This is a genomic window from Lysinibacillus sphaericus, from assembly GCF_001629735.1.
GTDB classification, from domain to species: domain Bacteria; phylum Bacillota; class Bacilli; order Bacillales_A; family Planococcaceae; genus Lysinibacillus; species Lysinibacillus pinottii.
Map to the genome: position 1 here is coordinate 3,097,373 of NZ_CP015224.1, position 21,149 is coordinate 3,118,521.

The 21,149-nt window shown below is 37.1% G+C and carries 24 protein-coding genes; 11 read left to right on the forward strand and 13 right to left on the reverse strand.

Going from position 1 to position 21,149, the window contains the following annotated elements; translation table 11 throughout:
• Positions 1–29 precede the first annotated feature (29 nt).
• Together A2J09_RS15195 and A2J09_RS15200 are read left to right on the forward strand one after the other, a co-directional pair.
• Entirely contained in the window at positions 30–455 is a 426-nt protein-coding gene (locus A2J09_RS15195) for a disulfide formation protein C (protein WP_012292150.1), read from the forward strand.
• A gap of 54 nt (positions 456–509) precedes the next feature.
• The gene (locus A2J09_RS15200) at positions 510–1,373 is read left to right on the forward strand and encodes an RluA family pseudouridine synthase (RefSeq protein WP_012292149.1); all 864 of its coding nucleotides are present in this window, start codon (positions 510–512) and stop codon (positions 1,371–1,373) included.
• 24 nt (positions 1,374–1,397) lie between these two features.
• Here the strand turns inward: A2J09_RS15200 and A2J09_RS15205 are convergent, their stop codons facing one another.
• Together A2J09_RS15205 and A2J09_RS23990 are read right to left on the reverse strand one after the other, a co-directional pair.
• The gene (locus tag A2J09_RS15205) at positions 1,398–2,228 is read right to left on the reverse strand and encodes an aldo/keto reductase (RefSeq protein ID WP_012292148.1); all 831 of its coding nucleotides are present in this window, start codon (positions 2,226–2,228) and stop codon (positions 1,398–1,400) included.
• Between the two features lie 84 nt (positions 2,229–2,312).
• Entirely contained in the window at positions 2,313–2,483 is a 171-nt protein-coding gene (locus A2J09_RS23990) for a hypothetical protein (RefSeq protein ID WP_012292147.1), read from the reverse strand.
• Positions 2,484–2,878: 395 nt separating this feature from the next.
• Here A2J09_RS23990 and A2J09_RS15210 point away from each other — a divergent pair, with 395 nt between their 5' ends.
• On the forward strand, positions 2,879–3,724 hold the full coding sequence (locus A2J09_RS15210; RefSeq protein ID WP_031418236.1) for a VOC family protein: 846 nt from the start codon (positions 2,879–2,881) through the stop codon (positions 3,722–3,724).
• Between the two features lie 35 nt (positions 3,725–3,759).
• On the opposite strand, the gene trmL is transcribed toward A2J09_RS15210, so the two are convergent.
• Together trmL and queG are read right to left on the reverse strand one after the other, a co-directional pair.
• Positions 3,760–4,233 (reverse strand): tRNA (uridine(34)/cytosine(34)/5-carboxymethylaminomethyluridine(34)-2'-O)-methyltransferase TrmL, encoded by a 474-nt coding sequence (trmL, locus tag A2J09_RS15215; RefSeq protein ID WP_012292145.1) that lies wholly within the window; start codon positions 4,231–4,233, stop codon positions 3,760–3,762.
• Positions 4,234–4,300: 67 nt separating this feature from the next.
• Positions 4,301–5,434 carry a tRNA epoxyqueuosine(34) reductase QueG gene (queG, locus tag A2J09_RS15220; RefSeq protein ID WP_012292144.1) on the reverse strand — a complete coding sequence of 378 codons (1,134 nt, stop codon included), beginning with the start codon at positions 5,432–5,434 and terminating at the stop codon, positions 4,301–4,303.
• A gap of 59 nt (positions 5,435–5,493) precedes the next feature.
• Between queG and A2J09_RS15225 the strand changes: the two genes are divergently transcribed.
• The 3 genes from A2J09_RS15225 (at position 5,494) to A2J09_RS15235 (ending at position 8,593) form a co-directional block, all read left to right on the forward strand.
• Positions 5,494–6,183, forward strand: coding sequence for a B3/B4 domain-containing protein (locus A2J09_RS15225; RefSeq protein ID WP_012292143.1), 690 nt, complete (start codon positions 5,494–5,496; stop codon positions 6,181–6,183).
• A 15-nt stretch (positions 6,184–6,198) separates the two neighbouring features.
• Positions 6,199–6,708: a hypothetical protein gene (locus A2J09_RS15230; RefSeq protein WP_012292142.1), complete on the forward strand. Its 510-nt coding sequence runs from the start codon at positions 6,199–6,201 to the stop codon at positions 6,706–6,708.
• A gap of 298 nt (positions 6,709–7,006) precedes the next feature.
• Positions 7,007–8,593, forward strand: coding sequence for a catalase (locus tag A2J09_RS15235; protein ID WP_012292141.1), 1,587 nt, complete (start codon positions 7,007–7,009; stop codon positions 8,591–8,593).
• A 47-nt stretch (positions 8,594–8,640) separates the two neighbouring features.
• Here the strand turns inward: A2J09_RS15235 and A2J09_RS15240 are convergent, their stop codons facing one another.
• The 3 genes from A2J09_RS15240 to nagB all read right to left on the reverse strand — a co-directional run bounded on the left by A2J09_RS15240 (position 8,641) and on the right by nagB (position 10,977).
• Positions 8,641–9,042 (reverse strand): cytidine deaminase, encoded by a 402-nt coding sequence (locus A2J09_RS15240; RefSeq protein ID WP_031418233.1) that lies wholly within the window; start codon positions 9,040–9,042, stop codon positions 8,641–8,643.
• A gap of 22 nt (positions 9,043–9,064) precedes the next feature.
• Positions 9,065–9,973 carry a S66 peptidase family protein gene (locus A2J09_RS15245; RefSeq protein ID WP_012292139.1) on the reverse strand — a complete coding sequence of 303 codons (909 nt, stop codon included), beginning with the start codon at positions 9,971–9,973 and terminating at the stop codon, positions 9,065–9,067.
• Between the two features lie 290 nt (positions 9,974–10,263).
• Entirely contained in the window at positions 10,264–10,977 is a 714-nt protein-coding gene (gene nagB, locus A2J09_RS15250; protein ID WP_012292138.1) for a glucosamine-6-phosphate deaminase, read from the reverse strand.
• Between the two features lie 186 nt (positions 10,978–11,163).
• Here nagB and A2J09_RS15255 point away from each other — a divergent pair, with 186 nt between their 5' ends.
• Positions 11,164–11,910 (forward strand): arylamine N-acetyltransferase family protein, encoded by a 747-nt coding sequence (locus A2J09_RS15255; RefSeq protein ID WP_012292137.1) that lies wholly within the window; start codon positions 11,164–11,166, stop codon positions 11,908–11,910.
• A 40-nt stretch (positions 11,911–11,950) separates the two neighbouring features.
• Here A2J09_RS15255 and A2J09_RS15260 read toward each other — a convergent pair whose 3' ends face one another.
• The gene (locus A2J09_RS15260) at positions 11,951–13,036 is read right to left on the reverse strand and encodes an S-layer homology domain-containing protein (protein WP_036160467.1); all 1,086 of its coding nucleotides are present in this window, start codon (positions 13,034–13,036) and stop codon (positions 11,951–11,953) included.
• Between the two features lie 82 nt (positions 13,037–13,118).
• A complete protein-coding gene (locus A2J09_RS15265) occupies positions 13,119–13,409 on the reverse strand; it encodes a VOC family protein (RefSeq protein ID WP_012292135.1) in 291 nt (96 codons plus the stop codon).
• 231 nt (positions 13,410–13,640) lie between these two features.
• On the opposite strand from A2J09_RS15265, the gene A2J09_RS15270 reads away from it, so the two are divergent.
• Genes A2J09_RS15270 through A2J09_RS15280 form a run of 3 tightly spaced genes read left to right on the forward strand, consistent with a single transcriptional unit; the run spans position 13,641 to position 15,752 of the window.
• Positions 13,641–14,237 (forward strand): TetR/AcrR family transcriptional regulator, encoded by a 597-nt coding sequence (locus tag A2J09_RS15270; RefSeq protein ID WP_012292134.1) that lies wholly within the window; start codon positions 13,641–13,643, stop codon positions 14,235–14,237.
• Complete coding sequence (locus tag A2J09_RS15275; protein ID WP_012292133.1) at positions 14,238–14,939, forward strand: SGNH/GDSL hydrolase family protein; 702 nt, start codon at positions 14,238–14,240, stop codon at positions 14,937–14,939.
• Positions 14,940–14,942: 3 nt separating this feature from the next.
• Entirely contained in the window at positions 14,943–15,752 is an 810-nt protein-coding gene (locus A2J09_RS15280; protein WP_012292132.1) for an SDR family NAD(P)-dependent oxidoreductase, read from the forward strand.
• 19 nt (positions 15,753–15,771) lie between these two features.
• Here A2J09_RS15280 and A2J09_RS15285 read toward each other — a convergent pair whose 3' ends face one another.
• The 3 genes from A2J09_RS15285 to A2J09_RS15295 form a co-directional block, all read right to left on the reverse strand.
• Positions 15,772–16,467, reverse strand: a complete 696-nt coding sequence (locus A2J09_RS15285; RefSeq protein ID WP_012292131.1) for an ABC transporter ATP-binding protein — start codon at positions 16,465–16,467, stop codon at positions 15,772–15,774.
• A gap of 2 nt (positions 16,468–16,469) precedes the next feature.
• Positions 16,470–17,501, reverse strand: a complete 1,032-nt coding sequence (locus A2J09_RS15290) for an ABC transporter permease (protein WP_012292130.1) — start codon at positions 17,499–17,501, stop codon at positions 16,470–16,472.
• A 434-nt stretch (positions 17,502–17,935) separates the two neighbouring features.
• Entirely contained in the window at positions 17,936–19,162 is a 1,227-nt protein-coding gene (locus A2J09_RS15295) for a helix-turn-helix domain-containing protein (protein ID WP_012292129.1), read from the reverse strand.
• Between the two features lie 129 nt (positions 19,163–19,291).
• On the opposite strand from A2J09_RS15295, the gene A2J09_RS15300 reads away from it, so the two are divergent.
• Entirely contained in the window at positions 19,292–20,587 is a 1,296-nt protein-coding gene (locus tag A2J09_RS15300; protein ID WP_012292128.1) for a S8 family peptidase, read from the forward strand.
• Positions 20,588–20,716: 129 nt separating this feature from the next.
• On the opposite strand, the gene A2J09_RS24460 is transcribed toward A2J09_RS15300, so the two are convergent.
• Positions 20,717–20,848, reverse strand: a complete 132-nt coding sequence (locus tag A2J09_RS24460) for a hypothetical protein (protein ID WP_258858693.1) — start codon at positions 20,846–20,848, stop codon at positions 20,717–20,719.
• Between the last annotated feature and the right edge of the window lie 301 nt (positions 20,849–21,149).

A 21,149-nucleotide genomic window follows, 5' to 3' on the forward strand; every position in this document is an offset into this window, starting at 1 on the left:
GTAGTGTTTTTATAAAGGGGAGAATTGATATGTCTAAAAAAGAGGAAAATGGCTTATTATTTATATGGATAGTATCTGCTGTAGCTACACTTGGTTCATTATACTTTTCTGAAATTCGTCATTATGAACCGTGTAAATTATGTTGGATACAGCGTATTTTTATGTACCCGATTGTCATTATGGCCACTGTAGCCTTTATACAAAAAAATGCTCGTATTGCTGTTACAACAGCGGTTTTTTCTGTTATCGGAGGCTGTATCTCACTCTATCATTATGGCATTCAAAAGCTTAGCTTTTTAGCGGATAGTGCCCCTTCTTGTGGCGCCGTATCATGTACAGGACAATATATTAATTGGTTAGGCTTTATTACTATCCCATTTTTAGCATTAACTGCATTTATTTTAATTGCAGGGGCAAGCTTCTATTTAATCAAAGCTACAAAAGCTGTAAAATAATCAAAAGACCGTGTTCTACCATTAGAATACGGTCTTTTCTACGGAGGAAGATCAATGTTTCTTTATGCATTTAATGAAGATAACTTAACGATTGAGGAACTGTTACGTAATCACTGGCGACTAGGTAAAAAGCTCGTACATGAATTACGTATGGCAAAAGCTATTACTTTAGAGAATGATGAACTTGTTCAATGGAATACTCCTTTACAAGTCGGCACTATTGTCAAATTTACATTCCCAATCCCAGCGTCTAGCTATAAACGAACACCTGTTTGTGCGATTGATATAGTCTATGAGGATGATCATTGCTTAATCGTATCGAAGCCAAAGGGTATGGCAACTCACCCTAATGATGACCGAGATACCCATACATGTATGAACCATGTTATGGCACATATTCAAGAACAAGGTGGTATTTATGCAGAGCATGTCCATCGATTAGATAAAGGGACACAAGGTTTATTACTTGTAGCCAAGCATCCTTTAGCGAAATCAATTTTCGATCGAATGATTGAAGAAAAATCTATTATTCGGACATATGCAGCGGAAGTACAAGGAAATATACGCTCCTCATCGGGTACCATTTCTGAATCTATTGGTAAGGATCGACATCACGCTTCTAGACGTGTCGTGTCGCAAACTGGACAGCATGCAGTGACCCATTATGAAGTCGTTTCACGCTACAAGAATTCTTGTGTGGTCCATTTGATTCTTGAAACTGGTCGAACACATCAAATCCGTGTACATCTAGCCTACATCGGTCATCCCATTATTGGTGATACTATGTACGGCGCAAGAGAAACTGCTAGTGGTGATTATGAACTCCATGCTATCCAATTAGAATTTGACCATCCATTTTTAAATAAACGCATTACCGTCAAGGACGAACAATCATCAAAAAATCCCGCTTCTCAATAACGAGAGCGGGATTTATATATAGAACTAAAAATCAAATTTGAAATGATCTGGATCTTGCCCAAATCGTTGATTACGATTTAATGACGCTATCTTTTCCATTTGAGTCTGTGTTAATTCAAAGTCAAAAATCTGTGCATTTTCTTCAATTCGACTTGGTGTCACTGATTTAGGAATAATTAATGTGTCATTTTGTAAATGCCAGCGTAACACTACCTGAGCAGTGGTCTTGCCGATTTCCTTGCTAATTTCTAAGATAGTAGAATCATCAAGTACGCCACCTCGCCCTAACGGTGACCATGCAGTGACAGCAATCTGATGTTCATGGCAATATGCACTTAATGCTTGTTGCTGTAAATACGGATGCATTTCCACCTGATTAACCATTGGAGCAATATTGGCCTTTGCTAGTATTTTTTCTAAATGATGCTCATGATGGTTCGACACACCAGTTGCTCGAATTAGTTTTTCATCGTATAGGCGCTCAATAGCGCGGTAAGTTTCCTCAAATGTTTCTGGAACAGCCCAATGTGTCAAATATAAATCTACGTAATCCATCTTAAGTTTCTTTAGCGATACTTCAAAAGCCCGTAAGGTTTCATCATATCCTTGGTCATTATTCCATACTTTTGTGGTAACAAAAATATGCTCACGTGGTATACCTGAATAACGGATAGCTTCTCCTACCTCTGCTTCATTCCCATACAAAGATGCTGTATCGATAGCTCTATAACCAAACTTCAGCGCTGTATCGATGGATTGTAATGTTTCTTCATGATCTGTCATTTTATAAACACCTAAGCCGAAACGAGGCATTTCTACTCCATTTGATAATGTTTTCGATGATTGTAAATACACGAATCACAACCCCTTTCTTTTTCCTAGTACCATTATACAAAAAATTGGATTTAAGAAAAATAAGGAAGCTACTGTTATTTACCACTATTCATCCTTTTCCTCGATACTTTCCAATTGAATAGGATCTGCAATACGCTCATCATCCGCAAGCTCTAGACCATCACGTAAATGTTCCATTTGTTTGCCCAAATCTTTTAATTCCTTCATATCTCTCGCCATCGTACCATTTTCAATGTTTGGCACCTTTTTTTTCATACTAATCACCTCCTTAATAGTTTTCCCGATAATTATACGTTTGAACCATTTCTGACATATTTTATTCAGGTATGTCGTTTCATTTTTATAGTAGATAGGCTATACTAAATAGAGATGTCTTTATTACATGAGGAGGGTTACTTCCATGAAACTATTATTAATCATTGGTGTAACAGTTGCTTTCTTAACAGCTATTTTTACTGCTGGGTACGAAGGCGATTACAAAGCGGATAAATAATACCTCGAGAAAATCACTAAGCATTAGATATGCTTAGTGATTTTCTTTTTTGTCGACAATAAAAAAATAACTTACTTGACTTTCAGTTATTATTAAAATAAACTAACTTACATAAAGTAACTAAATGAATAAAAATAACTTAACGGAGGTATTCTATATGCATTTTCATGAAAAACCTAACACATATGTAACAAATGTTGAAATAAAAGTAAGCGATCTTCAACGTTCTTTAACATTTTATCAAGAGGTTATTGGCTTCAACGTTTTACACCAAGAATCACATAAAGCTACTTTAACAGCAGATGGACATACTGCACTATTAACAATAGTCCAACCAGACACAGTGGAAGAAAAGCTTAGCATGACGACTGGACTTTATCACTTTGCATTACTATTACCAACTCGTCGTGATTTGGCAAATATTATAACGCATTTTCACGAAAAAGGAGTATATCTTGGGGCTTCTGATCATGCTGTCAGTGAAGCACTCTATTTAAATGATCCTGATCATAATGGTATTGAGGTATACGCAGATCGCCCTGAAAATGTATGGGATTGGCATCAGGACCAAGTGAATATGGTAACAGAGCCACTAAATATTCGATCGATTTTAGAAGAAGGTGATGGAAATTGGGATGGCCTCCCATCAGGTACAGTGATGGGACATATTCACTTATCTGTTTCGAACTTGGCAGAGGCTGAACAATTTTACACAAAGGGCTTAGGCTATGATATTGTGGCACGCTATGGTTCACAGGCATTATTTATTTCTACTGGCCGCTATCACCATCACATTGGCTTAAACACTTGGCACTCAGAAAATGCTCCAAAGCTTGGAGAAAACCAAGTAGGCTTAAAAACGTTCTCACTGCGTTTAGATAATGAAGAACAAGCATCCATGATGAAAGCAAACCTTCGCACAATTGGTGCACGTGTTATCGATATAGACGGTGGATTCCAAACTGAAGATCCAGCTGGAAATGTTGTATTATTAAAATTTTAGTAAAAAGCAGTTCTCACAAATGAGAACTGCTTTTATTAATGTAAACCTGGATATCCCTGTTGTCGTAATGCCTCATATATAACAATCGCAGCCGTATTAGATAAGTTGAGTGAACGGACATGATCACTTTGTGGAATACGCAAGCACATATTACGACGTTCATACGCAAAGTCTTTTGGCAAGCCTGTTGTTTCTTTTCCAAACATAAAGTAAATGTCACGCTCTTTATTACTAAAATCATGTGTGGTGAACGGCTCATCACTATATGTTTCGATTAAATATACATCTCCATCTCTAGAGTACTCTATAAAATCATCCAGTGAATTATGATAAACAATATTCACACTATGCCAATAATCTAAGCCTGCCCGCTTTAACATTTTATCATCGGTTGAAAAGCCTAGTGGACGAATTAAATGTAATGATGTATTTGTACCAGCGCAAGTGCGAGCAATATTTCCTGTATTCGCTGGAATTTCTGGTTGATATAAAACGATATGCAATGGCATAACGATACACTTCCTTATTATAAAAATTTCTTTAAGTGGAACTCATTTAATGGAGTGTTTTTTCTCTTCATTCATGAAAAAACTGCAAACCTTTGTGAATTTCGTTCAATACTTCTTCGTCCTGCTCATTAGCTTCCGCGTCATATAGGGCAGACTTAGCCTGTTCTCCGCCTATCTTCCCTAAAGCCCATGCTGATGTGCCTCGTATGACTGGACGATCATCGTTCTTCAAAAGGTTGATGAGATCTGGTATAGCCGCTTCCTCTTTAAAATGGGCCAGTGCAAGGATGGCATTTCGTTGAATAGGCTTTTTACCTCGCCATGAACCAGAAACGTGGCCAAACTTGGCCTTAAATTCTCTATTGGAAATCGTTAATAGTGGTGTTAATAATGGTTTGGCAAGCTCTGGATCCGGTATAAATTCATCATGAATCCAATTAATCTTCCCTTTATTTTTGGGACACACAGTCTGGCATGTATCACAACCATAGAGGCGATTACCAATGTGATTACGAAACTCATCAGGAAGTGTTCCCTTCGTTTGAGTGAGGAAGGCAATACAACGTTGTGCATCCAATTGCCCTCCTTGGATTAATGCACCCGTTGGACAAACATCCAAGCATAAGCGACATTCCCCGCACTCATCCTCCATTGGCTTATCTGGCGAGAATGGAACATTGGTTATGAGCTCTCCTAAATACACATATGACCCGAATTCAGGTGTTATAATCGAACAGTTTTTACCACTCCAGCCTATGCCTGCGCGTTCTGCTACAGCACGGTCTACAAGTGCACCTGTATCAACCATCGACTCGATACGTACACCTTCGACACGCTCCTCAAGCCAAGCAGATAATAACTTCAAACGTTCACGAATTGCTGTATGATAATCGACACCCCATGAAGCACGGCAAAATATTCCTCTTCTAGCTCCCTTTTTACCAATGGGTGCATTTTGCATACGGGAGGGATAGGCAACGGCTATCGAGACAATACTCTCTGCTTCGTTTAATAATTGAAGGGGTTCGGTACGTTTTTCAATATCACTTTCTTCAAAGCCAGACTGATAACCAAGCTCCTGCTGGCGACGCAGTCGGTTTTTTAATTCTGTAAAGGGAGCTGCTGTTGTAAAACCTATTTTATCAACGCCAATGGCTCTTGCATATGCCACAAAGTCTCGCTGTAGGTCATGTATGTTCATTTTATTTCCAACTCCTTACATGATACAATAATAGAAATAGATAAAGTAGGTGATGTTCTTTGGAAATTTCCATTAATGAATCTCTATTAACACAACATCCCGAGCTAAAAATCGGCATTATTCATTATACCAAAATTGTTGTAGCAGAATCCCCTCAAATGATTAAAGGTCGGATGCAATTGTATCAAGAAAACCTTTTTCTAGACATGCAGGATTTTCCTGTGAACCAGCGTGAGGGTATTGCTGAATGGCGAGTATTTTGGAAAAAGCTAGGTTCAGATCCAAATCGTTATCGACACTCAGCAGAAAGTCTTATGCGGCGAATTAGTAAACAAAACTATGTAACACCATTTCATTCTGCTGTAGATTTAAATAACTTCTTCTCTCTTCAATATGAAATTCCAGTTGGTCTATATGATATAGCCTTTATGAAAGGATATGTAGAAATAGCTCTTGGCCATGAAGACATTGGTTATGAGGGTTTAAATGGGCGTTTTAATACATTCAACAAGATCCTCTACAGTCGTGATGAGAAGGGAGCATTTGGTTCTCCATTTGTCGATTCTAAACGTACAGCCGTTACAGAGGATACGACTGAGGCGCTACAGATTTTTTATCTCAGACCCTCATTAACACATGAAGCAGCGAATGACCTTTTGGCGTCAGCAGGCAAAATGTTTAACCAAATTCATGGAGGTGACTATCAAATTGCCCTCCTATCAAACAATGCACCATCTACAAGTTTATAAAAAGGACGTGTTTGCGTGATCAATCTTGCAGAAGCTGTTAAACTAAAAAGTATTTTAGGAAAAAAAACACAAGAGCTTATTAGTGAATTACATCGTAGTGCTTTTGTGACAGTAGAAAAGGGACAGACTCCTAAAACAAGTAACCGTGCACTCCCCCTTATCGAAACCGAATTGGCACAAGTTCGTCTAGATACCCTTACACTAGATCGTCTAGTATATGAAGCAAACATCCAAAACACAGTAGAATTTAAAGATCAGAAACTCGCACTAGTAGAAGCTATCGAATTAGCTACACAGCTTCGTGCTGAGGCTGAGTTATGTAAAGAATTTAGTATGCGGGAAAAAGAAAGTGTTCGTTTTGGCTATGGTGATGGAGCAATGCTATACGAGATTGCATTATATGAGCCTGACGACTATCGGGAGCGCGCAATGAAGCTTGAAAAAGAGGCACATAAATTATCCAATCTTATTAATTCAAAAAATTACAGTATACAAATTAACTTTGATGATTCCCGCTATTTCTAGTCTCGGGGCGGTGAGACTCCAAACCGAGTTGGATGTGCTGTTTTCAAATTTAGCTTTACGGCTAATTAGATTAAAACCAATAACAAGTTACCTGTTACTGTATGACCCATGACTAATGACCAACTATAGGTAAAGGCCATACTCAAAAAACTTGATTCCATTTGAAAACACCATCCAAGGCTCTCCTACATTTATGTATGGAGAGCTTTTTTTATTAGCGAATATGTAAAAATTCCCTATGTCTAAATTACCCCTTTCAAGGACAAAATGGACGTATCTATTGGAAAGGGGTCATACGATGACGCAGAAAAATGATTCAACACATGATCAAGATACAACATTGACAAATCGACAGGGGCATCCCATTACTAACAATCAAAATTTACGAACAGTCAGTAATCGCGGTCCTGCAACACTTGAAAATTATGATTTTCTAGAGAAGATAAGTCATTTTGACAGGGAGCGAGTACCGGAACGAGTTGTTCATGCTCGCGGTGCTGGTGCACATGGTTATTTTGAAACATATGGTGTAGTAGGCAATGAACCTATTTCTAAATATACTCGGGCAAAGGTCTTTCAGGATAAAGGAAAAAAAACACCTGTATTTGTCCGTTTTTCAACGGTTATACATGGTGGACACTCTCCTGAAACATTACGAGATCCACGAGGCTTTGCTGTAAAATTTTATACAGAGGATGGCAACTGGGATTTAGTTGGTAATAATTTAAAAATCTTCTTTATCCGTGATGCCATGAAATTCCCTGACATGATTCATGCATTTAAGCCTGATCCTATTACTAATATTCAGAACGTTGAACGTTTCTTTGATTTTTGTGCTAGCTCACCAGAATCCTTCCATATGGTTACATTTGTATATTCACCTTGGGGTATTCCAGCTAACTATCGTATGATGCAGGGCTCTGGCGTCAATACGTATAAGTGGGTTAATCAGGAAGGCAAAGGGGTCCTCGTCAAATATCACTGGGAACCACTTCAGGGCATTAAAAACTTAACACAAAAAGAAGCAGAAGAAATTCAGCAGAAAAATTTTAATCATGCCACACAGGATTTATATGATGCGATTGAACGTGAAGAATTTCCTGAATGGGAGTTACATGTTCAAATTATGGAGGATGGTCCACATCCTGAGCTTGATTTTGATCCATTGGATGACACAAAGCTTTGGCCAAACGATCAATTCCCATGGTATCCAGTCGGTAAAATGGTGTTAAACAAAAATCCTGAGGACTATTTTGCAGAGGTAGAACAAGCTACTTTCGGTACGGGCGTACTAGTCGATGGCTTAGATTTCTCTGATGATAAAATGTTGCAAGGTCGTACATTCTCTTATTCGGATACACAGCGTCATCGTGTAGGAGCTAACTATCTTCAATTGCCAATTAATGCGCCAAAAAAACGTGTAGCAACCAATCAAAGCGGTGGGCAAATGATGTATAAACGAGATTTAGCACCTGGTCAAAATCCACATATTAATTATGAGCCCTCCATGTTAAATGGCTTAAAGGAAGCAACACAGGATGGTAAGGAATATACTCCATATGTAGAAGGCAACCTTGTTCGAGAATCCATTGACCGTCAAAGTAATACCAAGCAAGCTGGCGAAACTTATCGTAACTTTGAGCAATGGGAGCGCGATGAACTGCTTGCCAATTTAATTCGTGATTTATCGGTCTGTCATATGGAGATACAAAATGCCATGATTGCACTTGCGGAAGAAGCAGATGAAGAATATGGTCGTTTGCTAAAAGAAGGGTTGCATAAGGCTAGAAAGGAATCCTCAACTTCAAAGCCACTTGGCAATATTGATGGAGATCAAGCCCCTCAAAATGCGATAGATAAAGGCCATAATGCTGAGCCTTATTAAGGCAAACGTAAAAAGACATTACATTTTTATGTAACGTCTTTTTTGCATTATTGTTCATAGGCCTTATACCAATGATAGGGTTGTATCTCTTTTAAAGTTTTAAATAGTAGTGTATCGTCTGTATTCGTAACTGCTGCTTTCACATTCTCTCCCCAATAAAAGAGTCTTTCTTGGCAGACCCCACAGGGTGTCAGTACTACGAATTTAGATTTTTCATTTTCTCTAGCAACACAAATCGAATGTGTCACCTTTGTATTCAATTTATGTGCCTCCAGAATAGCACCCGTTTCCATACATAATTCAGTAGCTGCATTGATGACCTCTGGTGCAACACTAGTTAAAATATGCCCGTCCTCCGAATACAAAGCCGCCGCTCCACCCCATCCTGACGGATATCTTTTCTCCACTAATTGGACGGCTGCCTCATAGAGCTTTTTCTCAATATCCATATCATTTAACATCTCCCTATAGTCAATACACACCTGGTAATATCTTCAACACTTTTTCCTCTGCATCTAAATAGGCGTCTACCCCCAAGGGAATGCCTACATTGGTTGATTCATGTCCTATTTTAAAACCTGCCACAACAGGAATACCTAAGTCTCCAAAATACTCTTTCATTAAATTATGTAAGGCTGTTTCATTCGCTTCTGTTTGTGTAAAGGAACCAATGACAACACCTGCTAGTTGCTCAATTTTCCTAGCTTGCTTTAATTGCTGTAACATCGAATCAATATTAGGAATGGATTCTGCTAACTCCTCTATCAATAAAATCTTACCTTCTGTTTGTATCTCAAATTTAGTGCCTAATGTGCTGACAAGACGATACAGATTTCCTCCTATTAATTCACCGCGTGCCACCCCTCCAGCAATGGTTGTTAAAGGAGAAATTGACTCCGTGTATTGTATTTCAATGGGGGAAAATAATTGTACAAACATTTTCTTCGATAGTTCATCCATTTTATTGGCCGCCATTAACATAGGTCCATGGAATGTTACTAAATTGGCGTACTCATTGATCGCACAATGCAAATAGGTAATATCTGAAAAGCCCCAGAAAATTTTTGGATTTTCCTCTAATAACGTATAATCAATTTTTTCAGCTATGCGAGCAGAGCCATAGCCACCCTTTACACAAAAAATAGCTTTCACTTCAGGATTTTTTACCATTTCATGAAAATCAGCTAGCCTAACTTCATCACTACCAGCTAAATAATCATGCGTTGCATGGATCGTATCCCCTACAATATAGTGAAGACCCAACTCGTCTAAAAAAGATAATGCGTCCCCTAGCTTTTCATGATTTACTACACTTGATAGGGCAACTACACCAACTAGATCTCCCTTTTGTAAACGTGGTACGGTATTTTTCACGTTCATTCCTCCTCTTATTTTCCTTAAGCTTGCCTCTATACTGATGTGAGGCACTTATCTATTATTGCCTCTTCTTCCCATGATTCTATACGATCATTTACTTCTTGAGGAGAAACTATCGACATTCTAGCGATAGGAACCTTCAGACTCTTGAACAGTAACCTTTCTCTTCAACAAGGTTGATTTAATTGTTATTGTAGCAGTAATTTGCTGGAGCGTATATTCCTTGCTCATATGGTAATCAGAAAAACAAGAAAGCAAAGACTTCAATCATAAGAAGGCTTTGCTTTTTATTGTTAATTGGTACCGCCATAAATAATCGTGACGTTAGGATGTTTTAATAATTGGCTTGCAGGGAAATCTTCAGTAATATGGCCACTTTTTAATTTTTGGATGGCCTCCATCTTCTTTTCACCAAAGGCAATCAGGACAATTTCCTTCGCCTTCATAATCGATTGAATACCCATCGTAATGGCATGTATTGGGACATCTGCTGCGTCATCAAAGTAAATCGCATTTTCTGTTCTTGTCGATTCCGTTAATTCAACAATATTCGTCATCGAATCGAACGGTGTACCTGGCTCATTAAAACCTATATGACCATTTACGCCAATTCCAAGAAGCTGTAAATCAATACCTCCTGCTGCATCAATCCTTGCATCATATGCCTTGCATTCAGCAGCTAAATCCTCTGCCTCACCATTTGGCAAATGTATATTTTCTTGTTTAATATTTACACCATTAAATAGATTGTTGTGCATGAAAGTCCAATAACTTGCAGGACTTGAGCGCTTAAGACCTACATATTCGTCTAAATTAAAAGTTTGTACATCCTTAAATGTTAATTGACCGGCTTGATATCGCGCTACTAATTCTTTATACATTCCTACAGGTGAACCACCAGTTGCTAATCCTAGAACACTATTGGGCTTCTTCTGTATTTGCTTTAAAAAAATATTTGCGGCCACTTCGCTCATTTCGTCATATGTATTGACTTCGATCCATTTCATTTTCCTTATCATACCTACCTTAATTTCTTATTCATTAACTATACTGGGAAATATTTCACTTTATAGTAGCTAATATATTAATTCTACAAGTTATTTAGCTATTTTTCTATCATTTCCCTCTTAATATTATGCGTGTATTCTGATGCTGTTTCGGTTATGTTATTAATAAGGAAGTGAGGCGATTTTATGAATGCACAGATTCAGCAATATTTACAGCATATTCAATTTCAAGGAACCTTAGAGCCTACCGTCCAACTACTTGGACAGCTACAAACAAAGCATCTATTGACGATTCCCTATGAAAATTTAGATGTTGCCTTGAACCTCGGTATCTCATTCTCTATTCCTGATTTATTTCAAAAGATTATTATAGAAAGACGTGGGGGCAATTGTTTTGAACTGAATATTTTATTTAGCTGGCTTTTACGGGAGCTCGGCTTTTCAGTTACCAACCGCTATGCTCAGTTTTGGCGTAATGTTGAAGAACACTCTCCTCCTGAAGATATACCCATGCACCAGCTATTACTAGTAAAAGATGCAAAACAATCCTATATTTCAGATGTAGGCGTTGGTGCTTTAGCGCCTTGTAAACCAGTACCGTTAATAGCAGGATATCAGCATCGCGAAGGCCGAGAATTGTATAAAGTAGAGTATGATGAAGAAAATGGTTGGATGCTTTTTGAACTAACCAAGCAACAATGGCGTTTGCTTTATTGTTTTCATGATGATGCAAATGATGCAAAATTTGCCCCACGACTCTCTAAACAAAAAAATAAAATTGCCATGATTCGAACTACTCGTGGACGTCACACGATGATGAACAATGAATTTAGAATTTACGAAGGGCAATCCTTAACTACCTATACAACAAACACTGAGAAGGAATGGCTGCAAGCTCTACAGCGCTTTTTTCATATCTCTTTACAACAATAAAGGAAAGCGAGTCCATCAGTGGCTTGCTTTCCTTTCCTGATTATTTCATTGTCCGATTGAATAGTTCAAATACAACTTTATCATTGTGTAGTTCCTTGACTAAACCAATATCATCTACGAAATAATAAGTTTTTACCACATCACTATATACTGACCTTTTCTCTACTATAATTACACCCGTATATTGCACTTCTCCAGCTTGTACTGTACCATTCGTTGATTTTACAGTTACTCGTTCTCCTGCAGTAACCCCTGGATCATCTTCATGTAAAATAACCCCTATTCTAAGTGGTAGTTCCATATATAAATCATAATGTGTATTAGCGTCACTAGCAATGGCTTGACCATATACACGATCATGACCATATAAAAGCTCATCAGAAAGAGTTTGTCCTGTGCTAATATTTTTGACTGTCCATACATCATTTTTACCGTCATGTTGCTTATATTGATAGCTCAAGGTATACCGCTTATGGTCACTTAAAGAATAATAGCCATACGTATAAACAAACGCGGGGTCCTTTAGCAAACTAGGCTTAGAAAGAGTCAATGCTCGCGCTAAAAAAGCTGAGAAGTGGGCACGTGTAACAGGAGCATTAGGTTTAAACTCACCATTCTCATAGCCCCTTACCAAATGATTATGAGCCAGTGTTAAAATTTCTTTATAACCATATGTCTGCTCCGTCACATCTGTAAAATAATAAGGATCTGACCCTTTTAATTTGAAAGCCCTATTTAGCACAATAGCCATTTCCGCTCTAGTTAACGGTGCATCTGGGTTAAATTTATGGGCTGCATCAAATATTCCTTTTTTTTGTACAGCAGCTATTTCTTTGTAGTATTTATTAGCTGGCGTTACATCCTGATAATTGGGGTTTTGTATGTTGATTGTGTTTAGCCCCAAAGCACGTGTTAGCATAACAGCTACCTGTGCTTTCGTTACATAATCATTCGGCTTGAATAACTGATTGGAATAGCCCTTCACAATATCCTGCTCTACTAAATAATGGATTTCTGTCATCAAGGTATCATCCGTTAAATCTTTAAAGCTGGCTGCCTGCACTTCCCTCGGTATTATGCCAATCGCTATCAGGATCAAACATACTAATTTCAATATGTTCCTCACATTATCCCTCCTCCATCGATTCTTTACCCATAAAGACGTGTAGTTATGCTAAAAATGAAAAAAGACTCTTCTGAAAGAGACTTTATTCGTTATTTTTATGTTGAATTAATCCAATTTCTATGCCAGTCGGATCCATCAAATAAGCAAGATAAAAGTCCTCAAACTCCATTTTTCCACGTAAAATAGTAGCCCCATTGCTGGTTGCCTGCTCAATAACTTCATCCATTGCATCCACTTCAATCTGAATTCGTGTACCATGTGGATAATCACTAGGTCCTTTGCTAATACCACCATTAATCCCAATTTTGCTTTCATGCCCAGTTGTAACTGGCCAATAATCCCAATTTGGAGCCGCTATCCTCCAGCCAAACACTTAGCTATAAAAAGCTGCCGCTTTCTTCGGTTCCTGACTATTTAATTCAAAGCCAATCACTCTTCCCATACAAATCCCCCTTTTTTAAGCATAACAAATAATTCAACAAACAATTGGAATTTCCTTCCTTTCCAACCGTATTTCAAATAAAAATTTTACCTATTTATTTAATTAGAAAATTATGTATAATTAAATTAGAACGATTGTTCAAATCATTAAAGGAGTACAACATTGAATAAAAGACGCTATGACAGTGACAAGGCAAAGCTTGAAATTATCAAACATGCCACCCAATTATTTTCTCAACATGGCTATAATCAAACATCTGTTGGCGATATTTCGAAGGTTTCTGGTTACAGTAAAGGACATATTTATTATCATTTCGAAAATAAGGAAAAGTTATTTGTGCTTTTAGCGCAGCAATCAATGAAAAATTGGCATGACAAATGGTTGCAAAAAGAATCTTCATACACCACATCAACAGAAAAATTGTATGGTATGGCCCTACATGTCCTCTATGAGTATCAAACACCTTTACTAAAATCAGGTCAGGAACTGGCATCTAATCCTAAATCAACCCCCGAATCTATACAGCAGTTATTCAATTTAGCTATTACACCTATGAATGCTTATCGTGTAATTCTTCAAGAGGGCATCGACCAAAACGAATTTGTTCATGGCGATGTAGATACTTGGACCGTCTTACTAGGCACATGGCTAGGCGGATTATGTCAGCTTACCAATACTCAACATTTGAAATCATTAGAACCACTCTTTCAACAAGCAATAACGATTTTCTTAAAAGAAATTAAAAAAGGTGGGATTTAAATGAAAGTAGGTTTAATAGGTGATAGCTTAACAGAAGGTCGTCCAGGAGTTTCATTTTATAATCTTTTAAAACTGCAATATCCTCATATTTCATTTGACAATCTTGGGAATCCAGGCGAGACGATTAAAAGTTTATTTACTCGCTTGGAAAAAACGCCACTCCAATCCTCCTATGATCTCCTTTTTCTTTGGGTAGGCGTCAATGACGTCTATTCAAAATTATTAAAGGTGCAAGCACAACCCGTGACGAAGGATCATATAGAATTCGAAGAGTACTGCCTCAAAGTATTAGAGAAAGCACATACCGCTTCTAAAAATGTTGTGCTAGTATCTCCAGCATTAGTAGGAGAAGATCTTCAAAATCACTCTAACAACGAAGTAAAAGAGCTAACGTCCGTTATGGAGTCTATTGCATTGAAATCCGGCAATGTTTATTTTGTGAATATGCAAAATCTCTTTAAAGAGCATTTAGAACATTTGGACTGCTCAAGCTTTATTAATACGAGTGTAATGAGAGTTCTACTAGATGTTTTATTTTACAAAAATCCTTTACGCATCGATAAATTATCTCAAAAAAGAGGGCTACATGTAACTATGGATGGCGTTCATTTAAATAGTAAAGGTGCTGATATAGTGGCACAGCAATATAGCTCTATCATTGAACATTATGCAAACGAAGGAGACAAAATCGGGAGGTCCTAAAAAATGAAAAAGATTGCTGTTGTTACAGGTGGTGTATCAGGGATAGGAAAGGCCATTTGCCAGGAATTAATTACTCGACATATATTTGTCATTATTGCTGATATTCAAGAACAAGAAGGTCGTATGTTAGAAGCACAGTTAAATAAAGATGCTGTTCATGCAAAATTTGTACCACTAAATGTAACCGATTACAATAGTGTAGCATCTGTCATTCATGGTGTAATTGAAGAATATCATCGGATAGATTATCTGTTTAATAATGCTGGAATTGCTATGTACGGAGAGCTGGGTGAAACGACTATTGAGGATTGGAAGGAAATTATGGCTATTAATTTGTGGGGTGTCATTTATGGTACTCAACTAGGTTATTCACTTATGAAAAAACAAGGTTTTGGACATATCATCAATACCTCATCAGCTGCAGGGTTAGGACCTTCTCCTTTTTCTTCTGCATACGCTACTACCAAACATGCTGTTATAGGATTAACGACCTCTCTACACTATGAGGCTGAGGAATTTGGGATTAAGGTGAGTGCCTTATGTCCAACGTTTGTGGATACACCTATTTTCGATAACGCCAAAGCGATTCATATGGATAAATCAATTATCACCAAACAATTACAGCAGCAAAAAATGATCTCACCTCAGCGAATTGCAAAAATTGCTATAGAAGGTGTTCATCAAAATAAGCCTATCATTTGTCCAATGCCAATGCGCAAAACAATGGATGTTATTTTTACTATTTTTCCTTTTCTACACAAAGCGTTAATGAGAATGGTTTGTAAAGTGAGTCGTAATGCCCGTTTAACCTAAACGCTACAAAGGCTCCCTACTAGTGGGAGCCTTGCTTATTTTGTAATACCACACCATCGCTCATTTTAATAATACGATCTGTATAAGCTAGCATCTCTTCGTCATGCGTCACTAATAATGTTGTGATACTTAAAGTTTTTGTTAATGTTCTTAATAACATCATAATTTCTTTAGAACGCTGTGAATCTAAACTTGCTGTTGGCTCATCTGCAAACAGCACTTTCGGTTGATGAATGATGGCACGTGCAATCGCTACACGTTGCTTTTCTCCCCCTGACAATGAAGAAGGATAAGCATCTTGACGATGAGCCAGCCCAACTAACTGTAATAAACGATTTACTTCATGCTTTTGTTCATGTTTCTTCAGTGGAGACCCAGCAACATCCAACATTAATAGCAGCTGTTCTTCTACGGTAAGAAAAGGTACAAGATGAGCAAACTGAAAAACAAAGCCAAATTTACTTGCACGCAGCTTTCGTACTTGTTCTTCGTTCATAGTCGTTAAATTTTGTCCCTCAAAAAGAATCTGTCCATCCGTTGCGGGTTGCAGTCCAGCAGCTATAGTTAATAGCGTACTTTTTCCTGAACCAGATGCACCTACCAATGCCGTAATCTCTCCTTCTTTTAAGGATAAATTAATACCTTTTAAAATTTCCTCTTCGACATCACCATTTTTAAACGTTTTTCTTACTTCATCAATCGTAAATAACGTCATGACTAAGCCTCCCCTTGGTGTATTGCTTGTAACGGTTGAATTTTTTTAATTTGTAGACCTGACAATGTAGCTCCCACAAAACCAATGACAAGGAACACTAACGATAGCTGCATTGTTGTACCAAAATTTAACGTAAATGGCATCCCCTTTGGCGCAACTATATTGAATAATTGACTAAGGCTGACTGATAATACTAGTGAAATAGCTGTAATAATCACCATCTGTGTCCAGATCATGTTAAACAACCTACCTGTTTTTAATCCAATTGCTTTTAGAATGCCATATAGGCCAATCTTTTGTACATTCATCATATAGAAGAAAATAGCAAACAGCATACCACTAATGACAACTAAAAACCAAATAATCATATTTAAAGACATCTGTTCCGCACTGTAACTCGGGATAGCATTCAGAAATTCTTTATTGCTATAAGACTGTAGCCCCTCAAAATCCTTGGCAGCATTGTGTGGAACAAAAATTAACTGCATATCCTGTATCCGATACATTTCCTGGTAAGCCTCTTTACTGATATACGCAACAGGGGCATGGCTATATTTCTTTTGCTCCACAAAGCCTTTCACCTTGAACTCTCCACTATATTGATTGTTCGCTAATATATCTCCCACTTTTATTCCCTTTTCCTGTAGCGAGCTGTCTAACAGGACCTCACCTTGACGCACATTTCTAAATAGTGATGACTCTGTCGATGTGACAAAGGCCACACTTTGCTGTTTATCATCCTCATCACTTAAAAAGCCCATTTGAATAGAAAAGGCAACTGCTTCCTTCTCTTCAGACATGACTTCCTGTTGTAGATTGTTAGAGATTCTCGAAAGATTAAACGTCCCATCAGCATCCTCTGTCATGTAGAATTGCCCCTGCGGTAAGTCTTTTATTAAAGCTGCATTATCCTGTGACAAGCCATTCGCCAAACCTGAAATAATAAACGTTAAAAAACTAACTAGGAAGATGATGGAGCCCAAGATTAAAAATCGTACTTTATTTTTCTTCATTTCTTTCCAGGCAAGATTCATCCTTTATCCCTCCATTTCTTTAATTATCCTTAGCTTAAAATTGTTTCATGAACAGAGCATGAACTAATCATTAAGAATGGAAAAGAAAAAAAAGAAACGAAAACAAATAAACCGCTCTGAAGGAAAGTCATTTATCCTACAGAACGGTTTAGATCTTCATCTAAAAAAACTCATATAATCCATTTTTAAAGTAATTGTACTCGTTTTAATTAATTAACTTTCTCCCATACCCTTCATAAAAAATCTGCCTATCTCTCTCAGTTTCAAAGGCTTGTGGTTTACACTGTTCCTCAATCATAAGATAGAGCCACTACCTTCTCCCACTCTTGCCTTTTATAAAACCGGTGGATGAATTGGAACAGATATAATTATTACTGCAGCACTCAGTATTAAAATTGATAATCCAACATTTTTCTTCATATTCACACTCTCCTTTAAATTTCAATAAATTGCATAGCTTTCTCGAACTGCTTTTCTTGTCGATAATACTCTCCCAATAAATTAGAAAATTGTTGGTGCATTTCTTTTAATTCTTCATTATCTGCTATAAATGGAATTAACCTCCCTTCTAAAAAATCCATCGCTTTCTTTTTTTCTTCTCCTAGCAAATATAAATAAAAAGTAGCAAATAAATTAAAACTTAATTTTTTCTTATTTTTTGCTTCTTCCTTTAGAATAGTAAAGGTTTTTATACTTTTTTCCGTTTGTTCTAAGCGAAATTGCGTAACACCTAAATTATATAAGCAAAGCAGATAATGATCACAGTTCTTTGACATTAAAGAAGCGCTTTTTTCAAAGTAAATTAATGCATTTTCATATTCCCATCTCATTTGGTACAAATCCCCCAAATTGTGATATATAGCAGGTAATAGCTGCTGTTGCTGTAATAGCTCCACATTTCTCACTAAATGTTCATAGATTTCGATTGCTTCGTGAAACACTTTTCCTCGAGAGTAATTGAGTGCCAGAGACATTAATGTATAAACAATTCTTTTAAAATTAAATTGGTCCTTATAGAATTGAAGAGCTTTTTTCCCATAAATAATTGCTTGGCTTGGTTCTTCTAACCGCCCTTTTATTAAAGCGAAATGATAGTAAAACTCTCCTTCTAGTGACCCTAGTTCTGGATGTATTTGAAGTATTTGAGTTAGTTCTTTAGCTGCTTCCTCATATTTACCTTTTGTAATTAAAACTAATGCATAATAATATGAATGTAAATACCTTTCATGTTGGGAAAAATTTGGTCGGTGGGCATTTAGCCATTTTAATTGATTGTCTGCTAATTTATGCTCTTTAACAAACACATAATAACGTAACTTATAAAGTTCATATAAATAAATAGATTCTGTAAAACCTATTATTTCTTCATATTCTTTTAATCTGCTCATTGTCTCTTTTACTTTATCAATCTCTAGGTAATTTATATGTTTTTGTAAATCATTTAATAGGCAAATAATATTTTGTTCGTTATTCTCTACATCGTGAATACTAATATTTAATCGTTCTAGCAGTAGACGTATTGTCTCGCTATTTGCTTCTTTATTATTATTCTCAATTTTACTTAAATGAGGAATCGAGCAAATCCCCATCGCCACTGAATTCTGTGTCATTCCTAGCTTTGTACGATAGTACTTAATTAATGAACCAATCTTCATTTTCATAACCTCCCGTATCGAATGACTGTATTTTACATTTATTATAATCATAATTTTCCCAATAATCAAAAAACCTAAATTATGGTAGATTCAAATTGTAGTACTATAACTTAATTTGAAAAGGAGTTGGAAAGAATGAAAAAAATGAAAAGTACGTTGCTAAGTCTTTTGATTGCAGGATCAGTAATAAACCCGGTGTACGCAACAGCGATGGATAGCGAAGATAGCTTAGGAAACGACGGTGGTCAGGAGAAATTCCGTGTTTATGTTGAGGCAAACAAAAAAACAGAAAAATCAACATTAAAAACTCAATATTCTGCTCGTTGGGAATTAACAGAGAACGGATTTTCAACTGATATGAATGAAAAACAATTCGAAGCATTACAGAAGAATAAAAATTTCACAGTTACAAAAGTGCCTATCGTTACATTAGATACGATAGGTTTGGAAGACGATAGTATGGTAGAAAATGAAACTCTGGATTTGGTAACTTCTTTAAGAGCTTCTCAACAAATACCTTGGGGCATTAAAGCAATTTATAACAATGATACTTTAACATCTACAACTGGAGGAAGTGGCATTAATATTGCCGTACTCGATACGGGTGTAAATATTTCTCATCCTGACCTTGTCAATAACGTAGAGCAATGTAAAGACTTTACAGGTGCGACAACACCCATTAATAACAGCTGTACTGATAGAAACGGACATGGTACACATGTTGCTGGTACGGCCTTAGCTGATGGTGGAAGCGATCAAGCAGGCATTTACGGTGTAGCTCCAGATGCTGATCTTTGGGCTTACAAAGTGTTATTAGATAGCGGTTCTGGATACTCAGATGATATTGCTGCTGCTATTCGACATGCAGCAGATCAAGCAACAGCTACTGGTACCAAAACAATTATTAGTATGTCTCTAGGTTCTTCAGCGAATAATAGCCTCATTTCGAGTGCTGTCAATTACGCATACAGTAAAGGAGTTCTAATAGTAGCTGCAGCTGGTAATTCTGGCTATGCGCAAGGAACAATTGGTTATCCGGGGGCATTACCAAATGCAATCGCCGTTGCAGCTTTAGAAAATGTACAACAAAATGGGACTTATCGTGTAGCTGACTACTCTTCACGTGGTTATATATCTACAGCTGGAGATTATGTCATCCAGGAAGGTGATATTGAAATCTCAGCTCCTGGCTCATCCGTTTATTCTACATGGTATAATGGCGGTTATAATACAATTAGCGGCACATCAATGGCTACCCCTCATGTCTCTGGTTTAGCAGCAAAAATTTGGGCTGAAAATCCGTCATTATCTAACACGCAACTACGTTCTAACTTACAAGAGAGAGCAAAATCAGTAGATATTAAAGGTGGTTATGGAGCTGCTATAGGTGATGACTACGCTTCAGGATTTGGATTTGCTCGCGTTCAATAATTTCAAAAGGTGAAGCATACTAACAATAGTAATACAAACCAAAGCTTTGGTTTGTATTGCTATTTTTTGGGTTCTAAACGTATTCACCAGTACCCCTATTACCCCCAAGTAGTATTATAGCTTTGCTTGTTATACGATATCAGCCTCAAACATATTTCTACATGTAGGGTGAACAGGTTGACCAGAAAACATTTTATCAATACCATTTGCAGTATCGTTCCCTTTAAATTCATCTTGTTGTCCACTAATCACCTTCTTCATAAAAATCACCTCCAACCTTTCCATTGAAACTTACTTATTGTGTAATATATTATTTTTTTGACAATGCACCATTCACTTAAAAACTACCTTCTTTAACTAATCTCCCTACACAACTATTGCTATATTATTACGCTAACCTCGTTACCGGTGATAAGGATAGGGAATGTAGTAAAAAGCCTTATATATCAATGTCTTCTACCTGAAGTGTGTAAAATGATTTCAATTCTTATCGTATCCCCAAAAATGAAAAAAGCTCACAAACCCTGTATTATCAAGGTTTGTGAGCTTTCTAAACTTACTA

Coding starts and splice junctions, on each gene's coding strand:
- A2J09_RS15210 (WP_031418236.1), top strand. CDS start 2,879: ATGCATTTTCATGAAAAACCTAACACATATGTAACAAATGTTGAAATA.
- nagB (WP_012292138.1), bottom strand. CDS start 10,977: ATGAAATGGATCGAAGTCAATACATATGACGAAATGAGCGAAGTGGCC.
- A2J09_RS15235 (WP_012292141.1), top strand. CDS start 7,007: ATGACGCAGAAAAATGATTCAACACATGATCAAGATACAACATTGACA.
- A2J09_RS15295 (WP_012292129.1), bottom strand. CDS start 19,162: ATGAAAATGAAGATTGGTTCATTAATTAAGTACTATCGTACAAAGCTA.
- A2J09_RS15255 (WP_012292137.1), top strand. CDS start 11,164: ATGAATGCACAGATTCAGCAATATTTACAGCATATTCAATTTCAAGGA.
- A2J09_RS15195 (WP_012292150.1), top strand. CDS start 30: ATGTCTAAAAAAGAGGAAAATGGCTTATTATTTATATGGATAGTATCT.
- A2J09_RS15280 (WP_012292132.1), top strand. CDS start 14,943: ATGAAAAAGATTGCTGTTGTTACAGGTGGTGTATCAGGGATAGGAAAG.
- trmL (WP_012292145.1), bottom strand. CDS start 4,233: ATGCCATTGCATATCGTTTTATATCAACCAGAAATTCCAGCGAATACA.
- A2J09_RS15240 (WP_031418233.1), bottom strand. CDS start 9,042: ATGGATATTGAGAAAAAGCTCTATGAGGCAGCCGTCCAATTAGTGGAG.
- A2J09_RS15300 (WP_012292128.1), top strand. CDS start 19,292: ATGAAAAAAATGAAAAGTACGTTGCTAAGTCTTTTGATTGCAGGATCA.
- queG (WP_012292144.1), bottom strand. CDS start 5,434: ATGAACATACATGACCTACAGCGAGACTTTGTGGCATATGCAAGAGCC.
- A2J09_RS24460 (WP_258858693.1), bottom strand. CDS start 20,848: ATGAAGAAGGTGATTAGTGGACAACAAGATGAATTTAAAGGGAACGAT.
- A2J09_RS15275 (WP_012292133.1), top strand. CDS start 14,238: ATGAAAGTAGGTTTAATAGGTGATAGCTTAACAGAAGGTCGTCCAGGA.
- A2J09_RS15200 (WP_012292149.1), top strand. CDS start 510: ATGTTTCTTTATGCATTTAATGAAGATAACTTAACGATTGAGGAACTG.
- A2J09_RS15285 (WP_012292131.1), bottom strand. CDS start 16,467: ATGACGTTATTTACGATTGATGAAGTAAGAAAAACGTTTAAAAATGGT.
- A2J09_RS15245 (WP_012292139.1), bottom strand. CDS start 9,973: ATGAACGTGAAAAATACCGTACCACGTTTACAAAAGGGAGATCTAGTT.
- A2J09_RS23990 (WP_012292147.1), bottom strand. CDS start 2,483: ATGAAAAAAAAGGTGCCAAACATTGAAAATGGTACGATGGCGAGAGAT.
- A2J09_RS15290 (WP_012292130.1), bottom strand. CDS start 17,501: ATGAATCTTGCCTGGAAAGAAATGAAGAAAAATAAAGTACGATTTTTA.